General features: G+C 33.5%; 18 protein-coding genes and 1 pseudogene. 9 read left to right on the top strand and 10 right to left on the bottom strand.

Going from position 1 to position 25588, the window contains the following annotated elements; genetic code table 11:
* Positions 1-205: 205 nt before the first annotated feature.
* From LG295_RS01310 to panB, 4 genes are all read right to left on the bottom strand, one after another.
* Complete coding sequence (locus LG295_RS01310; RefSeq protein ID WP_404476188.1) at positions 206-7072, bottom strand: Ig-like domain-containing protein; 6867 nt, start codon at positions 7070-7072, stop codon at positions 206-208.
* A gap of 683 nt (positions 7073-7755) precedes the next feature.
* Positions 7756-9243 carry a malate dehydrogenase (quinone) gene (mqo, locus tag LG295_RS01305; RefSeq protein WP_069796083.1) on the bottom strand — a complete coding sequence of 496 codons (1488 nt, stop codon included), beginning with the start codon at positions 9241-9243 and terminating at the stop codon, positions 7756-7758.
* A gap of 248 nt (positions 9244-9491) precedes the next feature.
* On the bottom strand, positions 9492-10340 hold the full coding sequence (panC, locus tag LG295_RS01300; protein ID WP_047171734.1) for a pantoate--beta-alanine ligase: 849 nt from the start codon (positions 10338-10340) through the stop codon (positions 9492-9494).
* Positions 10337-11149 (bottom strand): 3-methyl-2-oxobutanoate hydroxymethyltransferase, encoded by an 813-nt coding sequence (gene panB / locus LG295_RS01295; RefSeq protein WP_326021002.1) that lies wholly within the window; start codon positions 11147-11149, stop codon positions 10337-10339. Before panB ends, panC begins: the two co-directional genes overlap by 4 nt.
* 82 nt (positions 11150-11231) lie before the next feature.
* Between panB and LG295_RS01290 the strand changes: the two genes are divergently transcribed.
* Both LG295_RS01290 and LG295_RS01285 read left to right on the top strand, forming a co-directional pair.
* Positions 11232-12092: an oxidoreductase gene (locus tag LG295_RS01290; protein ID WP_107557592.1), complete on the top strand. Its 861-nt coding sequence runs from the start codon at positions 11232-11234 to the stop codon at positions 12090-12092.
* Between the two features lie 409 nt (positions 12093-12501).
* Positions 12502-12924: a DUF2871 domain-containing protein gene (locus LG295_RS01285; RefSeq protein WP_326021000.1), complete on the top strand. Its 423-nt coding sequence runs from the start codon at positions 12502-12504 to the stop codon at positions 12922-12924.
* A gap of 116 nt (positions 12925-13040) precedes the next feature.
* On the opposite strand, the gene LG295_RS01280 is transcribed toward LG295_RS01285, so the two are convergent.
* On the bottom strand, positions 13041-13781 hold the full coding sequence (locus LG295_RS01280) for a sulfite exporter TauE/SafE family protein (RefSeq protein WP_326020998.1): 741 nt from the start codon (positions 13779-13781) through the stop codon (positions 13041-13043).
* Positions 13782-14026: 245 nt separating this feature from the next.
* On the opposite strand from LG295_RS01280, the gene LG295_RS01275 reads away from it, so the two are divergent.
* The gene (locus tag LG295_RS01275; RefSeq protein ID WP_404476186.1) at positions 14027-15595 is read left to right on the top strand and encodes an alanine/glycine:cation symporter family protein; all 1569 of its coding nucleotides are present in this window, start codon (positions 14027-14029) and stop codon (positions 15593-15595) included.
* Between the two features lie 353 nt (positions 15596-15948).
* Here the strand turns inward: LG295_RS01275 and LG295_RS01270 are convergent.
* Both LG295_RS01270 and LG295_RS01265 read right to left on the bottom strand, forming a co-directional pair.
* Positions 15949-16284: pseudogene (locus LG295_RS01270) on the bottom strand (DUF418 domain-containing protein).
* 89 nt (positions 16285-16373) lie between these two features.
* Entirely contained in the window at positions 16374-16922 is a 549-nt protein-coding gene (locus LG295_RS01265) for a helix-turn-helix domain-containing protein (RefSeq protein WP_107531562.1), read from the bottom strand.
* 164 nt (positions 16923-17086) lie between these two features.
* Between LG295_RS01265 and LG295_RS01260 the strand changes: the two genes are divergently transcribed.
* From LG295_RS01260 to LG295_RS01245, 4 genes are all read left to right on the top strand, one after another.
* Positions 17087-17629 (top strand): LysE family transporter, encoded by a 543-nt coding sequence (locus LG295_RS01260; protein ID WP_404476183.1) that lies wholly within the window; start codon positions 17087-17089, stop codon positions 17627-17629.
* A 116-nt stretch (positions 17630-17745) separates the two neighbouring features.
* Positions 17746-18171 (top strand): pyridoxamine 5'-phosphate oxidase family protein, encoded by a 426-nt coding sequence (locus LG295_RS01255; protein ID WP_107531564.1) that lies wholly within the window; start codon positions 17746-17748, stop codon positions 18169-18171.
* A gap of 93 nt (positions 18172-18264) precedes the next feature.
* The gene (locus LG295_RS01250; RefSeq protein ID WP_326020996.1) at positions 18265-19314 is read left to right on the top strand and encodes an FtsX-like permease family protein; all 1050 of its coding nucleotides are present in this window, start codon (positions 18265-18267) and stop codon (positions 19312-19314) included.
* 14 nt (positions 19315-19328) lie between these two features.
* Positions 19329-19991, top strand: coding sequence for an ABC transporter ATP-binding protein (locus LG295_RS01245; protein WP_107531566.1), 663 nt, complete (start codon positions 19329-19331; stop codon positions 19989-19991).
* A gap of 70 nt (positions 19992-20061) precedes the next feature.
* Here the strand turns inward: LG295_RS01245 and LG295_RS01240 are convergent, their stop codons facing one another.
* Genes LG295_RS01240 through LG295_RS01230 form a run of 3 tightly spaced genes read right to left on the bottom strand, consistent with a single transcriptional unit; the run spans position 20062 to position 23700 of the window.
* A complete protein-coding gene (locus LG295_RS01240; RefSeq protein ID WP_107531567.1) occupies positions 20062-21423 on the bottom strand; it encodes a gluconate:H+ symporter in 1362 nt (453 codons plus the stop codon).
* Positions 21424-21439: 16 nt separating this feature from the next.
* Complete coding sequence (locus LG295_RS01235; RefSeq protein ID WP_107531568.1) at positions 21440-22816, bottom strand: four-carbon acid sugar kinase family protein; 1377 nt, start codon at positions 22814-22816, stop codon at positions 21440-21442.
* 8 nt (positions 22817-22824) lie between these two features.
* Positions 22825-23700 (bottom strand): NAD(P)-binding domain-containing protein, encoded by an 876-nt coding sequence (locus tag LG295_RS01230; protein WP_107531569.1) that lies wholly within the window; start codon positions 23698-23700, stop codon positions 22825-22827.
* 116 nt (positions 23701-23816) lie between these two features.
* On the opposite strand from LG295_RS01230, the gene LG295_RS01225 reads away from it, so the two are divergent.
* The gene (locus tag LG295_RS01225) at positions 23817-24434 is read left to right on the top strand and encodes a GntR family transcriptional regulator (protein ID WP_325999305.1); all 618 of its coding nucleotides are present in this window, start codon (positions 23817-23819) and stop codon (positions 24432-24434) included.
* A gap of 222 nt (positions 24435-24656) precedes the next feature.
* Complete coding sequence (locus tag LG295_RS01220; RefSeq protein WP_326020995.1) at positions 24657-25583, top strand: VOC family protein; 927 nt, start codon at positions 24657-24659, stop codon at positions 25581-25583.
* The last annotated feature ends 5 nt before the right edge of the window (positions 25584-25588 follow it).

Raw genomic sequence — 25588 nt, 5'->3', positions numbered from 1 at the left:
TATATTGTCATATACCCTGCAAACATTTGTGTAAGCGCTTAAATTAATAACTGTAAAAGAAGAAATATTTAATGCTTTGACACAGGGGATAAACTTTTATTTAATCTTTTTCGGTACTTTCTTAAATATAAAAATAGAGGCTAGGACATAACTTTGTCCTAGCCTCTATAAGCAATCACTTTCTATAATACTTTATTTGAAACGACTATTTTTCATCTTCTTTTTTTCTACGACGTTTAGCAAACAGTAATAATGCACCTAATCCTGCAAACAATGAACCAAATAATGTACCATTACGTGTTTCTTCCTCACCTGTTTCAGGTAATTCTGATCGTTTATTTTCTTTATTATCTTTTGATTTGTTGTTTTCCACAACGTTAGAATTGTTATTTGAATCTTCTACTTGTGATTCATTAGAGTTGCTATTATCTGTGTTGTGGCTAGCATTTGGTGAATTAGAACCTACGACCGGATTTTCTCCCGTACTTGGATTTTCTCCTGTGTCTGGGTTTTCCCCTGTGCCTGGATTTTCTCCTGTACCTGGATTTTCTCCTGTACCTGGATTTTCTCCTGTGCCTGGATTTTCTCCTGTACCTGGGTTTTCTCCTGTGCCTGGATTTTCTCCTGTACCTGGATTTTCTCCTGTACCTGGATTTTCTCCTGTACCTGGGTTTTCTCCTGTACCTGGATTTTCTCCTGTACCTGGATTTTCTCCTGTACCTGGATTTTCTCCTGTACCTGGATTTTCTCCTGTACCTGGATTTTCTCCTGTACCTGGATTTTCTCCTGTACCTGGATTTTCTCCTGTACCTGGATTTTCTCCTGTACCTGGATTTTCCCCTGTGCCTGGATTTTCTCCTGTACCAGTTACATTTGTATTTGTAGGTTCTGAAGTATTACCATCTTTATCCGTAGCAGTCACTATGACAGTGTCTCCATCATTCAAGTCTACGTTTGATGGGATTTCTACTGTGTAGTTACCTTGGTCATCTGCTGTACCTGTTGCTGTTGTGCCATCTGGGAACGTCACTGTTACTTCTGATCCTGGCTCTGCCGTACCACTTACTGACGTATCTTCACTTGTTACTTCGTTCACCGTTGGTGCTTCTGGCGCTGTTGTGTCTACAACTGTTGTTGTCGCTTCTGCTGATGTATTGCCATCTTTATCTTTAGCAGTAACAACGAGTTCTTCTCCACCATCTAATTTAACATTTGATGGAATCTCAATTGTGTAATTACCTTGGTCATCTGCTGTACCTGTTGCTGTTGTACCATCTGGGAACGTTACTGTTACTTCTGATCCTGGTTCAGCTGTACCACTTACTGACGTATCTTCACTTGTCACATTATTCACCGTTGGTGCCTCTGGCGCTGTTGTGTCTGCGACTGTTGTCGTTGCTTCTGCTGATGTGTTGCCATCTTTATCTTGTGCTGTAACGACAAGCTCTTCTCCACCATTTAAGTCTACATTTGATGGAATCTCAATTGTGTAGTTACCTTGGTCATCTGCTGTACCTGTTGCTGTTGTACCATCTGGGAACGTTACTGTTACTTCTGATCCTGGTTCAGCTGTACCACTTACTGACGTATCTTCACTTGTCACATTATTCACCGTTGGTGCCTCTGGCGCTGTTGTGTCTGCGACTGTTGTCGTTGCTTCTGCTGATGTGTTGCCATCTTTATCTTGTGCTGTAACGACAAGCTCTTCTCCACCATTTAAGTCTACATTTGATGGAATCTCAATTGTGTAGTTACCTTGGTCATCTGCTGTACCTGTTGCTGTTGTACCATCTGGGAACGTTACTGTTACTTCTGATCCTGGTTCAGCTGTACCACTTACTGACGTATCTTCACTTGTCACATTATTCACCGTTGGTGCTTCTGGTGCTGTTGTATCTGCCACGGTTGTTGTCGCTTCTGCTGATGTGTTGCCATCTTTATCTTGTGCTGTAACGACAAGCTCTTCTCCACCGTCTAATTTCACGTTGGATGGAATCTCAATTGTGTAGTTACCTTGATCGTCAGCTGTGCCTGTTGCTGTTGTGCCATTTGGGAACGTTACTGTTACTTCTGATCCTGGTTCAGCCGTACCACTTACTGACGTATCTTCGCTAGTCACATCATTCACCTTTGGTGCTTCTGGTGCTGTTGTATCTACAACTGTTGTCGTTGCTTCTGCTGATGTATTGCCATCTTTATCTTTAGCAGTAACAACGAGTTCTTCTCCACCATCTAATTTAACATTTGATGGAATCTCAATTGTGTAATTACCTTGATCATCTGCTGTACCTGTTGCTGTTGTGCCATCTGGGAACGTCACTGTTACTTCTGATCCTGGCTCTGCCGTACCACTTACTGCTGTGTCTTCACTTGTTACTTCGTTCACCGTTGGTGCTTCTGGCGCTGTTGTATCTACAACTGTTGTCTTTACAGAATCAGAAATATTACCGTTATTATCTATAGAAGCTAGTAATAATTCTTCTCCCCCTACTAAGTCAATTGAAGCTGGCACATCTATTGTGTAGTTGCCTTGGTCATCTGCCTTACCTATTGCTGTTGTGCCATCTGGGAACGTTACTGTCACCTCTGATCCTGGCTCTGCAGTACCTTTTATTTGTGTATCTTCACTTGTCACTTTTTCGATTGTTGGTGCTTCTGGGGCCGTAGCATCTACAACCGTTGTCGTTGCTTCTGCTGATGTATTGCCATCTTTATCTTGTGCAACAGCTTGAATTTCTTCTCCACCTGTTAAAACAACATTGTTTGGAATTTCTACACTAAAGTTTCCTTGTGCATCCGTCTCTACATCAACTTTCACATCACCTGGGAAAGTAATGGTTACCGTTGAATTTGCTTCAGCTGTTCCGCTAACCGTTGCATCTTCACTTGATACTTCATTTAATACTGGCGCTTCTGGAGCTGTTACATCTACAATCGTTGTTGAAGCTTCAGGTGAAATATTTCCTCTAGAATCCGATGCAGTAACTTTCAATAATTCATTACCTGTTAAATCAATTCCTTCGGGAATATTAACAGTATAATTTCCTTGGTCATCAGTTGTACCTGTTGCCGTTTTGCCATCTGGGAAAGTAACGGTTACCGTTGAATTTGCTTCGGCTGTTCCAGTTACTTGTGCATCTTCGCTTGTCACATCGTTCACTGTCGGTGCCTCTGGTGCTGTCACATCAGTTACAGTTGTAGCTACTGGTGTTGTTTCGTTTCCAGATTCATCTGTTGATGTAACTTGAATTTCTTCACCACCTGTTAACTTAACTTCATCTGGAATAGCTATTGTATAGTTACCATTTTCATCTGATTTGCCAGAAGCTGTCACACCATCTGGGAATATCACTGTTACTGTTGTATTTGCCTCTGCTATACCACTTACTGTTGTATCTTCACTAGTTACACCATTAACTGTTGGTGGTGCTGGTGCAGTTTCGTCAGTCACTGTCGTAGAACCTGGTTGTGAAACATTGCCTGTTTCATCTGTTGATGTAGCTTGGATTGTTTCTCCACCTTGTAAACCTTCGTTTTCAGGAATTGCAAATGTAAAGTTACCATTTTCGTCTGCTGTAGCTTCTACAACTGCCCCACTTGGGAATGTCACTGTTACTGTTGAGTTAGCTTCTGCAGTACCTGTCACTTCAGTGCTCACACTAGTTACATGACTAATTTGTGGTGCATCTGGTGCTGTAGCATCTATTACTTGTCCACTAGCAGGTTGTGAAACATTGCCTGCAGCATCTGTTGACGTAGCTTGGATTGTTTCTCCACCTTGTAAACCTTCGTTTTCAGAAATTGCAACTGTAAAGTTACCATTTTCGTCTGCTGTAGCTTCTACAACTGCCCCACTTGGGAATGTTACTGTTACTATTGAATTAGCTTCTGCAGTACCTGTTACCTGGTTGCTATTGCTAGTAATATCTTTAACTGTTGGTGCATCTGGCGCTATTGTGTCTGCCACTGTTGTTGTTGCTACTGGAGATTCATTGCCTGCTTCATCAGTTGAAATTGCTTTAAACTCTTCTCCACCTTTAAGTATCACACTATTTGGTATATCAACAGTAAAATTACCTTGGTCATCAGCAGTTACAGAAACTTTACCTCCACCTGGGAAACCTACTGTAACTGATGAGTTAGGTTCGGCTTTACCTGTAACTTGTGTATCATTACTTGTTATAGGATTAATCACTGGTGCATCTGGTGCTGTTGCATCAGTAACCGTAATTTGCTGTGAATTTTCGCTTATTTTTCCATCTTTGCTAGCTGTTGCAGTTAATACTGTGCCAGCTGTTAATGGTTGATTTAATACGACAGTTGCTGCTGAACCATCGCTTGGTATTTGAACTGAGCCAATTTCATTATTATTGTTATCTCGTATTGTAACAGTAGCACCTGCTGTGCCATTGACTTGTATTTCTGTATCATTATCATCAACTGGATTAATAGATGGTGCAGGTACTTTAGAAACATCTATGATGTTAAATGTATTAACTTCATCATTTTCATAGTTAGGTGAATCAATTGCAATTGTATATACGCCTTCTGGTGATTGAGGAATTGATACAGAAAACGTACCATCTGTATTAACTGTTGATGTACCAATAACATTGCCATTTGCATCTATAACTTTAGCTGTTTGTGATGCAGCACCTTCTTTTAGCGGCACTGAGCCAGTTACAACAGTATCTTCGTTCGTAATGTCAGCCGCCTCAGGCTTACCAACTAATGGAGAAGTCTTATAATTGATGACTTCATCTCCATCATTTTTTCCGTCGCCGTCTGTATCGTTATTTTCAGGATCTGAAAGCGATACTTGACGTTCGTATCTATCTAGTAACCCATCTTTATCATAGTCTTGTAAAGCTAACGTTGATGTGCCTAATGTATTATTGATAAGTAATCCTTTACTATCAGTTAAATAACCTGCAAAAGTAAAGTCTTCTTTTTGTTTAGTAGTTTCTCTAATTAAATTACCTTGATCATCATATTCTGCATCTTTAGTTAATATGTTATTTACACTTTGATTTAATTTAACAACTATTCTAACACCTACTGTTTCAGGTAAAAGGTTATTAAATTCAATAAGTTTATTCAAATTATCACTAGTGATCGAACCATTACCAACATCATCAATAGATAAGTCGGCAACTTTGTCTTCTGCATGATATGTTTTGTCAAAACCACTTAAACCTTTATAGTCATATTTATGCAATTCTACACTTTCAATATAAGGTAATAAATCCTTATCTATTTGATAATTATATGACCATTGATTGCTTTTCGTTTTGCTATATGAGAATACACCATTTTTCATTATTTGTTGATCGATTATAAATCCACCATACTCGCCCGGTGCATCATCGTAAGCAGCTGAGCCACTACTTGCTTTAAATGTGTTGTTATTCTCACTAGATACGTTATTTTCTAAAGCAACTAAATCACTGTCATCACTTGTTAAGAAGTACCCACTACTTTCAGATGTACGCACAATTTTATTACCAGTAGAGTCACGTACAAACATTTGATAGTTTAATTTATTATTTTCTAAACTCCCCGCATTATTCAAAATATTAGCTACTGTATCATCCAGTTCAATTTTTCCGTTACTAGCTGTATATTGCGACAAGATTTCTGCTCCGCCAAACAAGCCATTATTCGCTCTAATAAAGTTTACTTCCCATGTGTTTGTAAGTTTACCATTTTCATCAGTTAACCTTACAAATTCAACAGGCTGACTTCTTCCTGAAGGATTTGCAGTGATTTTTGTAACATGTTCAGCAAGAATCGGATCCAATTTTAAATCAATCTTATATCTATCACCTGAGTTAGCTCCCGATATATAACTATGAATGTCAAATGGAATGACGTTGCTGTTTAATGTTGACGGATTATTTAATGAACCTGGATCAAAGATTAATGATGCAAATGTATAATTATCTAAATAGCCTAATGATTTTTCTACTTCTTCACTTTGATCTGCTGCTGCGGCTAATGCTGTTGGTGTAGCCATTGCTCTAAACATTGTACGGGTTGGTGTAGCAAGTGTTTTTGCACTTTCTTGATCATTGACAAGTTCAATAAGTGAAGCCTTTAAGATTTCAGTATTAATTTCTTCTGCTGTAGCATTATCATAATCAATATTTGCATTATCCATGATTGCTGTTGCTTCTTTTTCTGGCAATTGATCGCTTAAAAATGATTTAACTGTAGATTGTTTATCTTTTGACGTTGCTAGTTCAGTTTCTAATTGTGATTCCGCTTCTTCTGTTTTGTCATTATCATCTGTAGCTGCTTTCTCTGTTTCTTTTGTATTATCCTCTTTTGAGGAAGGCTTTGGACTTTCAGATGTCGTTTCTTCATCTTTTGGTTCATCTGATTTTTGTGTAGCTGTATCTTCTTGCGTGTTATCTTTTTGTGAGTTATCTTTTTGTGAGTTATCTTCTGCTGTTGTTTTCTCACTATCTGTATTTTCATTCAATACTTCTTCTGAATTTGTTGTTTCTTTATCCTCTGTTGATGGTGTTTCATTCTTAGTTGATTCACCAGTGTTATCTTCTGTAGTGTTACTGTCTTTTACTTCTTCTGTCTCACTGACATTATTCTCTTCTGACTTGTCAGATGGAGACATTAAGTCTTCTTTATTTGTATCATCGGACTCTTTTGGTTCAGTAGTTGCTTCTTCCGTTTTGCTTTCATCACTATTGACTTGTTCTTCACTATATTGCTCTTCTGTAGATGTTGTTACGTTACTGTCAGATGAAGAGTTAGAATTTTCTGTCTTTTCTTGAGTTGACACATCGTTGTTTTCATTTGTTTTTGCTTCATTGTTTGTTTCATCAGCGTTACTATCCTCTACGCTTTTTATATCACTTACATCTAAAGCTTCCCCTTTATCTTTAGTACTAGCGTTATCACTTGTTATTGAGTCTAGTTCTGCTGCTTGGGCTTCGTTACCAACACCCATAACTAAAGTTGCTCCAATTAATAACGATGCTGTCCCAACTGTAAATTTCCTAATAGAGTATTTATTCAACCTATTAGGTAAAAACCCTTGTTTGTTTTCCATTATTTTTTCACCTCAAATTTACTTTTTCACAACTCAATATTACCCAACTGAATAATAAATGCAAGTATTTTTTAAAAATATTTACAAAATAAATACATTTAAACGTACGCACTTCATAAAATTCACATTATTATGTTGCGCAATTGAAATGCGCGCAATTCTACAGATTATATTGGTATTCTTTCTTAAATTAGTTTTTTAAAGTTTGAAAGTATTTTAAGCGTAGGCTAAACTCATTGAAATTTTTTGGGGAGAAATACAAAATAATTTAAATTTATTTGTTGATTTAAACAGCATGTTACTTAAAATGTATAAGAACAAGATTTATATTTTTCATACATTCCAATGATTAAACATGTTAATCAACATGCGATTATATATTAATTTTCTTGCATTTAATCAATTATTTTGTGAGTAATGCGAGTCACTATTAATTATATTTTCAATAGCGCGCAATGTAAAGTATCTCAGTAATAGTTTAAATATTAAAATAATTATAGTAATTAATATTTTTCATAGTATCGATAAATATCCAAATATTTTCTATAGCAGTTAAAATAATTATATAGTTAGTATGAAAAATTTATTTTTATAAAATTCATTTCAACAACATTGGATGCATTAATATAATTCAAAACAAAAACCTCGAAACATTTTTATGTTTCGAGGTTAAAGTAATTTTATTATTTATTGTTTAATTGAAGCTCTGAATCATTAGCTTGACGTATTTCTTTCAATAACGCATAGTCTTCAATCAATGATTTACCATAAGATGGAATCATTTCTTTCAATTTTGGCTCCCACTGTTTAAGTTGACCTGGGAAGTTTCTTTCAATAACTTCTAGAGCAACAGATACTGATGTTGAAGCACCTGGTGATTCACCTAATAATGCGATAACGGAATGATCTTTAGAATTAACAACCTCTGTACCAAATTGAATAAATCCTCTACCATGTTCTTTAGTGTCTTTAATAACTTGAACACGTTTACCAGCTTGTAAGATGTCCCAATCTTCATCTTTAGCATCAGGAACAAATCGACGTAATTCTTTCATTCTATCTTCTTTTTTAGCTAATACTTCTTGAATTGAATATTTAATTAATGGGAAGTTCTTAGCAGCTGCTGATAACATCGTAATCACATTACTTGGGTTAATGGATTTGAATAAATCCAAGTTAGAACCATTTTTCAAGAATTTTGGTCCGATTGCAGCAAATGGTCCGAATAATAATGAATTTTCATCTTGAATATAACGTCTATCTAAATGAGGTACAGTCATTGGTGGTGTGCCTTCTGGTTCTTTACCGTAAGCTTTCACTTCATGTTTAGCTACAACTTCAGGATTATTACATACTAAGAATTCACCTGTAATTGGGAAACCACCTAAATGTTTGCTTTCTGGGATGCCAGTTTTTTGTAATAACGGAATCGCTGCACCACCAGCACCGATAAATAGATAATCTGTAATATGATGTTCTACTTTTTTAGTTTTTAAGTCTTTAATTTTAACTTCCCATTTACCATCTTTACGACGGCTAAAGTCTTGCACTTCATGTTTATAGAAAAGCTGTGCATTTTCATGTTCGCCTAAATTTTTAGCCATCTTTCTAGTAAGTTCACCAAAGTTTACATCTGTACCTTCGTCAATCTTACTAGCCGCAACTGTTTCATTTGGGTCACGACCCTCCATCATCAATGGCATCCACTCTCTTAATTTTCCATGGTCTTCAGTAAATTCGATACCTTTAAACATTGATAATGGCGCTAATGCCTCATAACGTCTTTTCAAGAAGTTTACGTTTTTATCCCCTTGTACAAAGCTAATATGTGGTAAAGGGCGAATAAATTCTTGTGGGTTCGCAATTTGTTTACTTTTTACTAAGTGAGACCAAAATTGTTTTGAAATCTCAAATTGTTCATTTATTTCTTTAGCTTTTTCTACATCGATTGAGCCATCTTTTTGTTCAACTGTATAATTTAATTCACATAATGCGGCATGTCCAGTACCAGCATTATGACGCTCATTTGAACTTTCTATAGCAGGTTTGTCGAGTCTTTCAAAAAGTTTAATATTCCAATCTGGTGCAAGTTCTTTTAACATTGTCCCGAATGTTGTACTTAAAACACCCGCGCCAATTAAAATAACGTCTTTAGAGTTTGATTCACTCATTATGTTTCCACCTTTCAATTATCACTTTTTAATAGCAATCTATAATGTTTTTTATTTTATAAGATACTAATTATTCTTTTCCTAATGTATTCATACCCTATAACACTATCTTAATATCATAAATTTGCTTCTCGATATATATCTCTCATAGCATATGATAAAACAACACTGTCGAAATGTAAAATGTATATTACGATAAGATTAATTTCTGTTAAATTGCATTAAGCGTATTGTTTATAGCATGCTAATTAATCACCTATAATGATGTTATCTATCAAACGCGCTTTGCTAAATTTAACTGCTAATGAGAGGAATATTTTCCCTTTTATTTGTTCTTGTTTAATGAGTTGTGGATAGCTATAAATAGCCACTGTTTCAATGTTACCAGTGGTATGCTTTTCAATATATTTACGTGTTTTTTCAATTAACTTTTTACTGTCTCTCTCTCCTTGTTCATACATTGATTGTGCTAAACAAAGACTCTTATATAAATATGCCGCTTCTGAACGTTCATGTTCTGTTAAATATATATTACGTGAACTTTTGGCTAATCCATCTTCTTCTCTTACAATATCTACACCAATAATTTTAATTGGATGATTGAAATCTTCTACCATTTTTTCAACGATAGCTAGCTGCTGTGCATCTTTCTTACCAAAATAAGCTTTATCGGGACGCACAATATTAAATAATTTATTTACAACAGTAACTACCCCATCAAAATGTCCTGGTCTCTCAGCACCTTCTAACACTGTAGCAAGACGGCCTGCTTTCACTTCAATGGTCGGTTTTTCTGGATACATTTCCTTCTCGCTTGGATGAAATATATAATCAACGTTTACTGTTTGTGCTTTAATTGCGTCTCCATCAATATCTCTTGGATATGATGCTAAATCTTCATTTGGTCCAAATTGTAAAGGATTAACAAAAATACTAATCACAGTTACATCATTTTCTTCAACAGATTGAGCAATCATCTTTAAATGACCATCATGTAATGCCCCCATAGTAGGTACAAAACCAATAGCATTACCTTGACGTTGTAGTTCCTTTGTAATCTGTCTCATTTCTTTAATACTCGTGATTATTTTAGTCATTTTGTATCCTCATCCATTACGCGTTTTTTATAAGTATGATTTTCATCAGGAAACTGGCTAGATTTCACTTCGTTGTTGTATGCAATCAATGCATCAACACCAACTGAAAAATCTCCATATTGTTTTACAAATTTCGCTTTATGCTTAACACCATAATTTAATAAATCATGGTAAACCAATACTTGTCCGTCCGTATCTTTACCTGCTCCTATACCTATTACAGGAATATCTAGTTGGTTTGAGATTTCTGATGCTAAATCTGCTGGCACCGCTTCTAACACTAACATGACTGCGCCAGCCTGTTGTACTGCATGTGCATCATTCAGAAGTTGTTGTGCCGCTTCTTTGTTACTGGCCTGCATTTTATATCCTGTAATACCTACACTTTGTGGCGTAAGTCCTAAATGTGACACGACTGGTATCCCCATACGACTACAATTTTCAATATAGTTTGTTAGATGCGCCCCTTCTGCTTTAATCGCATTGGCATTGGTCTGCTGGTATAATTTGACTGCTATTTCTAAATCATATTGTTCAGTAATACCTACGCCACCAAATGGCACATCGACAACTACATAAGTGTCAGGTGCGCCACGACGCACTGCTTTTGCATGATGTATCATATCTTCGACAGTTACCTGTACTGTACTGTCGTAACCCAAAACTGTCATTCCTAACGAGTCTCCAACTAATATGATATCTATCTGTGCCGCTTCAGCTTGTTTCGCACTTGGGTAATCATAAGCTGTTATCATTGAAATTTTTTCTTTACGCTCTTTATATGCTTGTAACTGACTCAATGTTTTCAATTAAAATCAACTCCACAATTTGATATATTTATATTGTCATACATATACTAACTAAACTTTCTAGAAAAGGAAATAAAATAACATGAGTAATTTCGCTATTATTGGCCCTGGCGCAGTAGGCACCACAATTGCGTATGATCTTCAACATAATCAACCAAACTTGAAATTATTAGGTCGTCGCGATCAAACACTTGATTTCTTTGTTAATGGAAATTCAACCGAGGCCCATCAATTAACTGTAACTGCATTAAGTGACTGTGATAAAAAATTTGACGTTATATTTATTGCTGTAAAGATACATCACCTGCCAAAAGTCTTAACTGAATTAGATCACTTGTTACATAAAGATAGTATTATTATTTTAGCTCAAAATGGTTATGGCCAATTATCAAAATTTAAACATCCATTCGTTTATCAAGCTGTTGTGTATATTAGCGGTCAAAAAGAGAATGATAAAGTGACTCACTTTCGTGATCATAAATTAATCTTAAAGAATACACCTCAAACAAAAGCATTACGCAAAGAACTCGAAAATACACCACTAGATATTCACCTAACTGATGATATAGAAGCAGCAATTTGGTATAAACTGCTTGTGAACTTAGCTATCAATAGCGTAACTGCTTTGAGTCGTTCTACCGCTTCTGTATTAACTGTCCCAGGCATTAAAAATCTATGCGAGAATTTATTACGCGAAGGTATTGAAATTGCTAAATTTGAAAATGTACTTTTTGAAGAACAAATCGTAACTGAAATTATGGCAATTTATGAAGGTTACCCTAATGAAATGGGGACGAGTATGTATTACGATGTTTTAGAAAACAAGCCACTAGAGATTGAAGGAATTCAAGGTTTTTTATATAACAAAGCACGATTGTATGGTTTAAAGACCCCTACACTTGATACAATTTATCCACTCTTACTAGCACAACAAAAAATTTAAAATACTGTTAACTTTTAAAATAAGCTTAAGCAATCAATTTACATTACTTGATTGCTTAGGCTACATCATTATCTGATAAATGGAGGTAACGATGAACTACACATTTTACTAATCACATTATCCCTCTTCGCTTCATGATTATGAAGTAACGTCGTATATTTCATTACCATCATTCGATACAAACTCCTATAGACTTTAAAGATTTTATGAAAATAATCATTAATTATAGAATCCTTGAAACAATTTCTAATATTAATAATATAGTTGAGACACAATTCCTTTTCTTTGTTTCCTATTTTTTAATAACTGCATACAGCAACTATATGGGCTTAATATTTTTATCTTTGTTCATATAGAGTTCATATAAGCCAGTTATATTACAGTTATTAACAAATTGGAGGTCGAAAAAATGAAAAAATTAATGTTTAGTTCAGCATTCTATACGCTACTAGGTATGTTAAGTGGCCTTTTTTACCGTGAAATGTCTAAAGGCGAAAATTTTAGTGGTTATTCTCAATTAAATGTTACGCATACACACTTACTTGTTTTAGGTACAATTATGTTCTTAATTTTTATGGTTATTGAATACCAATTGAAATTAACTAAAAATAGTAAATTATTTAACAGCTTTTTCTATATTTTCCATTTAGGTATTTTAGTAACAGTAGCCATGCAATATGTTAATGGTATTGCGACAATCAAAGGCTTTAGTGTTAGCCCAGCAATAGCAGGTATCGCAGGTTTAGGCCACATAATGATTTCCATTGCCTTTATTTTATTCTTTGTACTTTTAAATAAAAGAATAAATGCTAACTCAAATAAAATTAAATAATGCTTTATATTTTTATAATAAAATCGCTTTAAAGTGCCTATAGTGAAATAGTACTTTAAAGCGATTTTATTTATTATGATTCAATAATGAGGAGGAGCATCATACTTTATTCTTTTTTAAGTTATTAATATTAACGCTCCCAATATAACGATAAATAGATATAGCCATTTTTCAAAATGATGATAAGACGTTAACTTAGATAAATACTTCCCTATTATCACTGAAATAATTAGACAAGGTAATGACATTAAAAATAAAGGAACTGTTTGTTCTGTCCATATACCACCAAATCCTTGTCCCATAACTACAAATATTGCTGTTAAGAAAAAGTGTGCTTGAATTGTACTTCTAAAATCTTTGATATGCCAATTTGATAAGGTGCCGTAAATCACAACTGGAACACCATGAGAGTTATATAGACTACCTAAGATTCCAGAAACAATGCCTGTAATACCAGACCATATGTTAGATTTTAAAACAATTCGTATACGATTATTTAAAAACAAATACCTACTTAATGCATATGTACCATAAATAATTAAAAATCCGCCTAACATCATTTGCACAATATTAGTATTAAAATATCTTAAAATCCAAATACCTATAGGTATACCAACTAAACTACCTACTAACATAATAAATAAAACTTTATATTTTATATTTCTATAATCAGAAAATATATTTAAACTTGCTACAAATAAACCAGCCAAACCAACGACAGATATTGCTGTATGTGTTTCTAACCCTATCAGTGCTAGTAACGGCATACTTATGAGTGCTTCTCCAAAGCCAAAATAGGTTCTTACCAGTCCACCTATAAATACCGCGAACAAACTAAGTATAATAAATAAATCCATATATATGCCCCTATATCCCATTAATTGAAAAGCAATTAAATACAAAACCTTACACAATCTTCAAATCTATTTACATCATATCACTATTGTTTTCGTTTTTATAAACATTTGAAAATAATTTTAATAATTTAATGAATTAAACAATTAACAATTTAATATGTAGACTTGCTAAGATTTTTCAAAAGTGTAGAATCGGTGGAAACGCTTACAAATTAGTGTGAATTCATTATGTTAGGAGAATTATTTTGCTTTCAGAAATCATTAGTTTTTTAGATAAAATCATTTGGAGCCCACCGCTCGTCTTTGGGTTATTAATTACTGGATTACTATTTTCAATCATGTCTCGTTTTGCGCAAATCAGACAATTTAAAGAAATGATTCGTTTATTATTTAAAGGTGAAAAATCTCCACAGGGTATTTCTAGCTTTCAAGCAATATCCCTATCTCTTGCCGGCAGAGTTGGTACTGGGAATATTGTCGGTGTGTCTGCAGCAATTTTTATAGGTGGGCCTGGTGCAGTATTTTGGATGTGGGTTACTGCATTAATTGGCGCTAGTACAGCGTTTGTAGAATCCACATTAGCTCAAATCTATAAGCAGAAAGAAAACGGAGAATACAGAGGTGGACCTGCTTTCTATATAGAGAAAGGTATAGGTGGCAAATTTGGTAAGATATTCGCGCTAGTATTTGCCGGTATTACAGTAATATCTATAGGTTTTTTAATGCCAGGTGTCCAATCCAATGCAATTGCAACTTCTTTGCATAGTGCTTTTAATATTCCAAAATGGATTGTAACAATTTTTCTAATTATACTTCTTGCGCTTATAATATTTGGTGGCATTAAACGCATTGCTAGTATGGCTACGACAGTGGTTCCATTTATGGCTATTGCGTATATCTTGTTAGCTGTTATAATTATTTGCCTGAATTTAGGAGAAGTGCCAGCATTGTTTGCACTTATATTTAAATCTGCACTTGGACTACAATCAACATTTGGTGGTATAGTCGGTGCAATGATTGAAATTGGTGTAAAAAGAGGGCTTTATTCTAATGAAGCTGGACAAGGTACAGGCCCTCATGCAGCTGCGGCAGCTGAAGTATCCCATCCAGCTAAACAAGGACTTGTCCAAGCATTCTCTGCCTACATAGATACATTATTTGTATGTACCGCAACTGCATTAATTATTCTAATGTCAGGTACTTTTAACACAACAGATGGTACCAAAAATATACATGGGTCCCCGAATTTAATAGAAGATAACGGTATTTATGTACAGAATGCAGATGGCTCAAGAGATTATTCTGGCACAGCGATGTATGTTCAATCTGGTATTGATAAAGCATTTCAAGGATCTGACTACCATTTTGATCCCAATTTTGCTGGTTTTGGCTCATACTTTATAGCTATTGCTTTATTTTTCTTTGCATTTACTACAATATTGGCATATTCATACATTTCTGAAACAAATATGGCATATCTAACGCGTAAAATGACCCCTAAAAAATCAAATTTTTATATCACTTTGACTCGCTGTATGTTAATTATTGCAACTGCATTTGGAACTTTAAAAACAGCAGATGCCGCTTGGGATATGGGAGACTTAGGTGTCGGTTTGATGGCATGGTTAAACATCATAGCTATATGGATTCTATTCAGACCTGCTTTTCATGCACTTAAAGATTTTGAAAAGCAGAAAAAAGAAAAAGGTTCCGGTAGATTAGCTGTATATCGTCCTACAAACGAAGAAGTTCCCAATGCTGATTTTTGGATAAATAAAGCAAGAAATGAACAAAATTTTCATAAGAATACGTAATATAAAATTCTGCTAGTTCACAAATAATTTGTTACTAAAATAAATTCATTGAATTTAAAGTATTGATTCAATGTATATTCAGTTACAATATTTAACATGTGACAAATGAACTCTGAATAAAAAATAACCGTCAATTTCTATTATGAAAGCATATAGAAGTTGACGGTTATTTTATTTTTATGAAATTTTGCACCTTGATAATGTCCTGGGAAATAGTATAAGCGAAAGAATAAAGATTCGGATCATATCCTGTAAAAACATGCATATTTACAAATATATGTTTTATGAACTCAAAACTACGCGGTTTAACGCTCTTTTTTGATAATGTATATTCCAACTACAAATCTTAACTTTTACTTTGGCATGTTAAGCCACTTCATGTAATTTGCTAATTTCCAAATATATTCTAAAGACCTCAATTTAAAATATTTTAGCCATACCATACTTGAAATTATTTGAACTATATAAATCATCAAACAAATCCATAATGTGTGAAGTAAACGCCACTGCTCTCAATCAAATATTAAAATTAATAAGTATATGATTAAAGTTTGACCTATATAATTTGTTAATGACATTCTACCGTAATATTTAAGTGGCGTTAAAATTAAACGCCCCCAAGTTATATTCAGTAATAAAATGAGACAAGATATATAAAATAAACTCATGAAATGACGGTTTTGTAATATAAAAATACTTTCATAACGCTTTACCTTGTGCTAAATACGGCAATAAAACCACTTATCGCTAAAATAATTGCGTTACGCCACTACTCTTTTTACTTGTAATCTATAACCATTGAAACGAGTGTAATATCGTTCCCATTATTAATATAACTATGAGCAATATCAGATTTAAATCTCAACGCATCTCTTTCTTTTAAGGTAATCACTTCATTTTCTAAATGCATTTCTAATTGACCTTCAATAAGGATAATTGATTCTTCGGAGCCCGCTAAATGTGGTTCAGAATTTAAAGTTGCACCGGGATCTAATTCAACATAGAAGAATTCAAATGACTTACTTTTTTCAAATGGAAAGTAAGGATATACCCTATATTTCCCTTCATTTTCTGTTACTGGCACAATATCTTCCTTTTTCACTTGTATATAATCAGATTCTGCTTCACTCATAAGGCTACTAAACGACAATTTCAGCCCGTTACTAATCTTCCAAACAGTATTAATAGATGGAATTGTATTTCCTTTTTCTATCTCATTTAGTGAAGATGTACTCACCCCAGTGAGTTTTGATAATTTTTCCAGACTAATTTTATTTTTCTTTCTATATAAATAAATATTTTTTGCCACAATTTTATGGAATTCCATCATAACTGCCCCTTTTTATATTGACTTTACTATAAAACGGATATAAAATCCTTTTAAAAGGATAAATCCTTTGTATAGGAATTATCACTGCTATATTTCCATAATAAAGGATACTGCGAGGAGAATGCAATTTGTTTATATCTTTTATAATTTATACATTTTTCATGAGCTATACGCCTGGGCCCAATAATTTATTAGCTTTGGATGGTGCCTTACGATTAGGTATTAGAGGTACATTAAAATTCTTAATTGGAATTGGTTTGGGCTTCTTAACACTATCATTGCTATGTCTTATTTTTAGTGAGTTTATGACAATTTATTTCACAAGTTTCATTTTCATTATAAAATTAGTAGGATTTGTTTATTTATTATATCTAGCTTATACAGTTTTTAAACATAATCACAAAGACGCTAACTTGAGTCACACTTATCACTTACGTGATGGATTATTTCTTCAATACATGAATCCTAAGACTATCGTTTATGTACTAACAGCAATTGTCACCTATGTCACTACACAAAATATGACAATTTTTGCTTCCATGAGCTATACAGTTACCATCGCTCTAATAGGTGTTTCTGGTGCTATTGCATGGGCATTTTTAGGGCTTTGTTTCAAAAAAACATTACTAAAATATAATACTGTCTATAAGATTTTCATGTCATTATGCTTAATTATATTAGCCTTTATGATGTTGTTAGAATAACTATGTATGCTAGTCCTAAAAAACAGATCATCGTACATTTTTTGTGATCGAAAATGAGATTTATGCTTTTAATATAATAAAAATAGGGAATTAGTATGTGTGAGGTGATATATTCAATGAGTAATTCTAAAGTATCAAATAAAATTAATGAAATTTTGAACATGTCAAGAATCGGCATATTATCTACAGCACATAATAATGTGCCCAATAGTAGATACATGGTGTTTTACAATGATGGTAATATCTTATATACCAAAACAAATATTAATTCTATTAAAATAGATGAAATCCAATCAAACCCTAAAGCACATATATTATTAGGCTATGACGATACCAATAACAGAAGCTACTTAGAAATTGAAGCAACATTATCTATAGTACAAGATCAGGAAACAATTGATTGGCTATGGAAACGTCAAGACAAATCTTTCTTTGATAATAGTGAAGACCCAGAACTATGCGTATTAAAAATCTTACCTAACACTATAAAAATTATGAATGATAATGAGTTAGATCAACCTGAAATAGTAAAATTTGATTAATTATTGAACTAGCACTTATTATATGAAGATAAATATACATATAATGGGTGCTTTTTAATGGGCTGATTATTTTAATTGAAAAGGCGGTTACATATGTTTTTAGCATGGAATGAAATAAAAAGAAATAAATTGAAATTCAGTCTAATCATAGGTGTTTTAATTATGATTAGTTATCTCCTTTTTCTATTATCAGGTTTAGCAAGTGGCTTGATGAATATGAATAGAGAAGGAATTGATAAATGGAAAGCTGATGCAATTATATTGAATAGCGATGCAAACCAGACTGTGGAACAATCTATCTTCAATAAATCCAAAGTAACAAATACTTACAAGCAACAAACGACATTAAAACAAACTGGAGTCATTGTTTCAAATGGTAAACAAGAAGAAAATGCATTACTTTTCGGAGTTACATCTAACACTTTCTTACTCCCTAAAATCCTAGAAGGACAAAAATTTAAAAGTGAAAATGATGTCGTTGCGGATAAAACATTGAAAGATAAAGGTTTCAAATTAGGTGACAAATTGTCATTATCACAATCAGACGAAAAGTTAAAAATTGTTGGATTTAGTGAAAGTGCAAAATATAATGCTTCTCCTGTACTATTCTCAAATAATAAGACTATTCAAAATATCAATCCATCATTAATAGAAGATAAAACAAATGCTGTAATTGTCAAAGATAAAAAGTGGAAGCAAAAGTCTTTAGATAACGACTTAGAAGCCATTGAAATTGAGAAATTTATTGAAAATTTACCTGGTTATCAAGCACAAAACCTAACATTAAACTTTATGATTACATTTTTATTCATAATTTCTGCAACAGTCATAGCTATTTTTTTATATGTCATTACATTACAAAAAACAAATCTCTTTGGTGTTTTAAAAGCACAAGGTTTTACAAATGCTTACCTTGCTAAAGTAGTATTGTCACAAACTTTTATCATTGCAGTCATTGGTACAATTATAGGTCTTGTACTTACTATAATTACTGGTTTCTTTTTACCTGATGCGGTTCCAATTAAATTTAGTTTTGCCACACTAACAGTCTATGGCATTGTGCTTATCGTGGTTTCACTTATAGGAAGCCTCTTCTCGATTTTAACAATTAGAAAAGTTGACCCGCTCAAAGCGATTAGTTAATAAGGAGGTATTAAATGCTAGAATTTAAAGATGTAACCAAATACTTTAAAGATGGTAACCAAACCATTGAAGCTGTCAAACCTACGACAGTTAATTTTGATAAAAATGAACTTATCGCTATTATAGGACCTTCTGGTTCTGGAAAAAGTACATTCTTAACAATGGCAGGTGCATTGCAGACGCCTACATCTGGTGAAATAATCATCAATAATAAAAACATTTCACAAATGAACCAAAAAGCATTATCGGATACACGTATGCAAGAAATAGGTTTCATTCTACAAGCAACGAATCTTGTTCCTTTTTTAACGGTAAAGCAACAATTTAAATTATTACAAAAACAAAAAAAAGACGTTCTAACATCAAATGAATATGCGCAACTTATGGAACAACTTAATCTCAAAATGATAGAAAACAAATTACCAAGTGAAATATCTGGTGGACAAAAGCAACGTGTCGCTATTGCTAAAGCATTATACACAAAACCTTCGCTCATATTAGCAGATGAACCGACCGCTTCTTTAGATACAGATAACGCTATGGAAGTAATGCATATATTGAAAGAACAAACCGTTCAACACAATAAAACTTGTATTGTTGTGACTCATGATGAGCGTTTAACATCATTTTGTGATCGTGTATATCATATGGAAGATGGTACTTTGCAACTGACTTGACCACTTTTTATAATAAAAAGGAGTGAGATTCCAACCAAACTTGATTGAGAATACTCACTCCAATTCATTTTTATACGATGAAATTCACAATTAAAATCAATCCTAAACCTACAATTGATAAGATAGATTCTAATAAGGTCCACGTTAAAAATGTTTCCTTCATGGTTAAACCAAAATATTCTTTAAACATCCAAAATCCTGCATCATTCACATGTGAGCAGAAAATGCTCCCAGCTCCGATAGCTAAAACAACTAATGAAATGTTTACATCAGATGACTGCAATAATGGTAAAACTATACCTACCGACGAAATTGCTGCCACTGTTGTTGAACCTAATGCTGTACGTAATAACGCCGCAGCAAGCCATGCAAGGATAAGTGGTGACATTTCAGTACCTTTAAATATCTCTGAAATTGTGTCACCTACACCACCATCAATTAGTATCTGTTTAAATGTTCCACCGCCACCTATGATAAGAATAAGCATTGCAATGGGGGTAATAGCATTCGAAACGGTATCCATAATCTGTTTCATACTCTGTTTTCTTCTAATTCCCATAGAATAAATTGCAAATAATACGGCAATTAACATCGCAGTTACAGAGGTTCCAATAAAGTAGATAAATCCTTCGAACCCACTTGCTTTTCCGTCTTCATTACCAGTGATTAACTGTACAATTGTAGCTAGTAGCATTAAGATAACTGGTGCAAGTGCCGTGAGCAAACTCATACCAAAACTTGGTAAATCCTTGTTTTCAAACACTTTAAACTCACCTACAGCTGCTTGATTTCCTTTTCTTTTAAAAGCTTCAGGTGTTAATTTATGTGCAATTTTTGGAAAAATACCTCCAACAATAATTGCTAAAGGTATACCGATAATAACGCCATACATCAATACATGGCCAATATTAGCATTTATCGCTTCTGAAATTGCAACTGGTCCCGGATGTGGTGGCAAAAAACCATGTGTTACTGCTATAGAAGTTGCCATCGGAAGACCAACTGTTAAATTTGAAATCTGCATCCTTTTAGCTAATGTAAATACTAAAGGAATCAATAATACAAATGCTACTTCTAAGAATAGCGATATCCCAATAATAAATGACGCGATAATCATTGCCCATGTCACATATTTCTTACCAAACACATTGATTAATGTATCAGCAATACGTGTAGCGCCACCGCCATCTGACAGCAACTTACCTAATATTGATCCTAAACCAAAAATAATAGCAATATGTCCTAATGTATCCCCCATACCTTTTTCAATAGTGGTTACTATTGTATCTAAAGGCATTCCTAGTAAAATACCGGTTACCATTGAAGTGATAATTAGCGCAATAAATGTGTTAAGTTTAAACCACATAATTAACATTAATAATATGAGTACACCCATCACAACAGCAACTAATGGCCAAAATTCTCCCATCATGTTCTTCCCCTACTTTCTATATCTCTTTCGTATTCATTTTATATACAGTCGTTAGCGTATCTTCATCTCCAATATTTCCCGGGAAAATAACATAAGGCATTTGACTATATTTTGCTTCTTCCCCTGTTAGCCAAACTGGTACACCTTGTGTTATTTGACCGATAACGAGTGCCTTTTTAATATTCAGTCCTTTAGTGGCAACATCACTGGAAGTAATACCACCTTTAGCAATAACGAATCTTGGTTTTACTTTCAAGCCTTGTACAATACCAACCAATGCATTGGAAATATTCGTAGAAATACTTAAATTATTCGTTAAATCTTCTGTTTTTATTACATCTCTTGAAGTATATACAACGACATCTCTTCCCGATTGAATAAGTGATGTCACCTTTGCTATCTGTTGACTTATGTACGTTTGTAAATCATTTGTAGTGACTGCTTTTACATCAAACTCAATGGCTGCAATATCAGTATTTGTTAATAAATGTTGTAGTTGTAATGAAGTTTTTTTAACATGTGATCCTACAATCATAAGTCCACCATTCGTTTGATCACTATAATGATTTAAGTTAATAATCTCTCCAGGCGTTTCGCACATAGCCTTAACAAATGACGCTGCTGTTCTAAACATGAATTTTTTATCATTACTTTCTAAAAATGCGGTTAAACATGCAACAAAATAATCCATATCTTCATCATTTAATGCATCGACGATCACAACATCAAAATTTGAGATACTGTTAAGCACTTCATTAATTGATTGGGCATCACGTTCTCTTATTTGTGATAAACGAATATGTTTTACGTCATCAGCATTAATTTCTCCGTTACTTTTCTCTTCAATAAAACTTGCCATCGTTCTACTACTGAATCCGAATGTAGTGTCATTTGCAAATTCACTTTCAGACACAGGCATATATGCGTTGCCTTCTTTTAAATAATGGATACCATCAAATGTGTAACGTTTTCCCTCGAAGAACGCCGGTATATAAAATACTCCGTCAAATTGTTCATCTGAAGCTTCGCTCAAGACTTTCGGTTCTAAATAAAAATGGCCTCTTAATGTTGAATCTCCTCTACTTATTATAATGTATGGATGATCTAATCGTTGCGAAACTCGTGCGATATTACGACTAATTTCTTGATGTAGTTGTGTGGTTTCTTGTTCATTTAATGCTCTAGAATTCGTCAATATATAAAACATATGATTCTTTTGCTTAAAACCATCTTCAATTAAAGATTCTGACCATTCTGTATATACTGGTAAGTCTTTTACTGTTTGAGTACCAGTTGGGTCGTCATCTAGAACGATAATTTTATATTTAAAATTACTAAGTTTTTTTGAAATAACATCTTGCTTCGTTATATTTATTAAACGCTCAGTTAACATATTCTCACCTACATATTATTTATATTTTCAAAGTATTTTATAACGCCTGAATGATCATTCATACCATTACCATGTGCAACTTCTGATTTGTATATTTCTTTCACTTGATTTGCTATAGGCAATGTAAGTCCGACTGTATCAGCTGTTGAACTCACGTTTTTCATATCTTTTAAGTTTATATTTAGCGTTCCCCCTGGTCGATAATCTTCTTCAATCATTTTTGGAAACTTATCATCCATTACACTAGAACCTGCTAGCCCACCTTTAATTGCTTTATACATATTTGCTAAATCTATATCGAATTTTTTCGCTAATACTACAGCTTCAGAAAGTGCAGCAATGTTAGTGTTAACTATAATTTGATTTGCTAATTTTACTACGCTACCAGCACCAACATCTCCGACTCTTATAACTGATGTAGCAATAGGTGATAGAACTTTTTGAACTTCTGGTAAATCAGTTTCTGCACAACCAATCATTACTGATAATTCACCTGTTATCGCTAAAGGTTCTCCTCCACTTACAGGAGCATCCATATATTTAATTTGTTTTGTTTCTAGTACTTTACTTATTTCTAATGATTCATTTGGCGTAAGAGAACTAGTATCAATAACAGCTTTTACTTTAATATCAGTTTGTTTAACTATTGCATCTTCGCCACTATATAAAACAGCCTTTACTATCGCACCATTTGGTAACGATGTAATAACATAATCAGCTTGTTGAGCCATTTGTTGTACTGAAACAGCACTTGCACCTTGCATCACTACTTCATTTTCTGCTTCTTTATTTAAATCATTAACAAGAACAGTTACGTTCGCTTTTAATAAATTTTCTACCATTGGTTTCCCCATAATTCCTAAACCTATAAATCCTACTTTCATAATTAACACCCTTCCTGAAAACGTTTACAACAGATATTGTATACCAAACTTGTTAAAATGTATACATTTTATTACTATTTTTTTTATAGTACACTTATTGTAATGAGGTGAGTTAATTGAATAATAATGAATTAACAATTTATCAAAGAATAAGAAATGATATTATTTCTGGTAGTTTTAAAAAAGATGAGAAAATTACAGAAGCTAAACTTGCAAAGAAGTATGAGGTAAGTCGAACTCCAATTCGCGAAGCATTAAAGCAACTAGAACTAGAATACTTTATTAAAAATGCTTATATTTTTATACCAACCAGTGAAGAATACAGACAAATATTTGAAATGCGTATTTTATTAGAAACACACGCATTAAAAAAAGCTGCGATTGTTTATACAACATCAGATTTAGAAGAATTAAAAAGTTATACAGAGATAGATATTGAAGTCGAGGATGAAGCTAAAATCATTGAAATCAATGACAAATTCCATCAAAAAATTATCGCTGCTACTAATAACCAATTTATTCTAGATACATATCAGAAATATAAGAGTTTCATTTATTTATTTAGCCAAACTGTAATTAACAAACGTCGCCCCGGCTTAATAGAAGAACACAAGGCCATTGTTTCAGCGCTTTATGACAGAGATATTAATTTGGCTGTCACGTTACTCGAAGACCATTTAAAAAACGACTTAGAATTCAGCCTTTATTATTTAGAATTTAAAAACAATGAATAATTTAAAAAGACACGAAACTTTAATAGTTTCGTGTCTTTTTATGAAGTAAAATTAATTTATAATTAATGAATAGTAGTGTGCAAATGCTAGGTATTGATTTTCTGTTAAACAAGGTATATATTATTGCTAACAAGTATATTTTTTATACCAATCGTTTATATATACTCTAAGCAGGTAATAATTAATACAATAGTAACTATCAAATCTACGGGGGGGCGCTATATGAATATCATTGGCCATCACCACATTTCAATGTATACAAAAGATGCACAAATAAATAAAGATTTTTATACTCAAATTTTAGGATTACGTTTAGTAGAAAAATCTGTAAACCAAGATAATCCTACGATGTATCATCTATTTTTCGGAGATGAAATTGGTTCTGCGGGAACATTGTTAAGCTTTTTTGAGATACCTAATCTAGGGAAAAATCGTCCTGGTACAAATTCCATTCATCGTATCGGTTTATTAGTTCCTGATAAACCATCTTTAACTTATTTTCAATCTCGATTAGAAGATAACAATATAGATACAACAAATATGACATATTTAAACCAACATGCCTTATTATTTAAAGATCCAGATGATTTAGAGATTATATTAATTGCTAACAATCATTATAATTTACCAAAATCATGGCGCAAAAACCCATACTCAGATATTCCTATTGAATATCAAATTTTAGGTATGGGACCTGTCGAATTAAGGCTACGAGATACTCAAAAAACTGTTGATTTTTTACAACATGAATTGCGCTATACCCAGAGACAGGATACAGATGAAACAGTTATGACTTTGGATGAAACTGGCTTATACTCAGACTTTATGATTGTCGAACAACAAGGACAACGCGCTAGACCAGGTCAAGGCTATGTGCACCACATAGCTGTAAACACACCCAAAGATTCAAATTTAGAAGCTATTTTAGCAACAGTTAATCAAAACCCTGGAAATAATAGTGGTATTATTGATCGCTACTTTTTCAAATCATTATACTACCGACATAATAGCATTATGTATGAATTTGCAACAGAATCCCCTGGTTTCACAGTAGACACAGCTATTGAGAATTTGGGTAAACAACTCAATTTACCAGATTTCATGGAAGATCAACGTACTCAAATTGAATCACAATTACACGATTTATAAAGGAT

Origin of the sequence: Staphylococcus pseudoxylosus, assembly GCF_044794325.1 — a bacterium.
Taxonomy (GTDB): Bacteria; Bacillota; Bacilli; order Staphylococcales; family Staphylococcaceae; genus Staphylococcus; species Staphylococcus pseudoxylosus.
This window is presented reverse-complemented; position numbering and strand designations above follow the sequence as displayed.

What these genes read in the sequence shown, in the direction of transcription:
- LG295_RS01310 (WP_404476188.1), bottom strand. Translation starts at nt 7,072, where the DNA reads ATGGAAAACAAACAAGGGTTTTTACCTAATAGGTTGAATAAATACTCT.
- LG295_RS01285 (WP_326021000.1), top strand. Translation starts at nt 12,502, where the DNA reads ATGAAAAAATTAATGTTTAGTTCAGCATTCTATACGCTACTAGGTATG.
- mqo (WP_069796083.1), bottom strand. Translation starts at nt 9,243, where the DNA reads ATGAGTGAATCAAACTCTAAAGACGTTATTTTAATTGGCGCGGGTGTT.
- panC (WP_047171734.1), bottom strand. Translation starts at nt 10,340, where the DNA reads ATGACTAAAATAATCACGAGTATTAAAGAAATGAGACAGATTACAAAG.
- LG295_RS01250 (WP_326020996.1), top strand. Translation starts at nt 18,265, where the DNA reads ATGTTTTTAGCATGGAATGAAATAAAAAGAAATAAATTGAAATTCAGT.
- LG295_RS01255 (WP_107531564.1), top strand. Translation starts at nt 17,746, where the DNA reads ATGAGTAATTCTAAAGTATCAAATAAAATTAATGAAATTTTGAACATG.
- LG295_RS01220 (WP_326020995.1), top strand. Translation starts at nt 24,657, where the DNA reads ATGAATATCATTGGCCATCACCACATTTCAATGTATACAAAAGATGCA.
- LG295_RS01230 (WP_107531569.1), bottom strand. Translation starts at nt 23,700, where the DNA reads ATGAAAGTAGGATTTATAGGTTTAGGAATTATGGGGAAACCAATGGTA.
- LG295_RS01235 (WP_107531568.1), bottom strand. Translation starts at nt 22,816, where the DNA reads ATGTTAACTGAGCGTTTAATAAATATAACGAAGCAAGATGTTATTTCA.
- LG295_RS01240 (WP_107531567.1), bottom strand. Translation starts at nt 21,423, where the DNA reads ATGATGGGAGAATTTTGGCCATTAGTTGCTGTTGTGATGGGTGTACTC.
- LG295_RS01290 (WP_107557592.1), top strand. Translation starts at nt 11,232, where the DNA reads ATGAGTAATTTCGCTATTATTGGCCCTGGCGCAGTAGGCACCACAATT.
- LG295_RS01280 (WP_326020998.1), bottom strand. Translation starts at nt 13,781, where the DNA reads ATGGATTTATTTATTATACTTAGTTTGTTCGCGGTATTTATAGGTGGA.
- LG295_RS01260 (WP_404476183.1), top strand. Translation starts at nt 17,087, where the DNA reads ATGAGCTATACGCCTGGGCCCAATAATTTATTAGCTTTGGATGGTGCC.
- LG295_RS01245 (WP_107531566.1), top strand. Translation starts at nt 19,329, where the DNA reads ATGCTAGAATTTAAAGATGTAACCAAATACTTTAAAGATGGTAACCAA.
- LG295_RS01265 (WP_107531562.1), bottom strand. Translation starts at nt 16,922, where the DNA reads ATGGAATTCCATAAAATTGTGGCAAAAAATATTTATTTATATAGAAAG.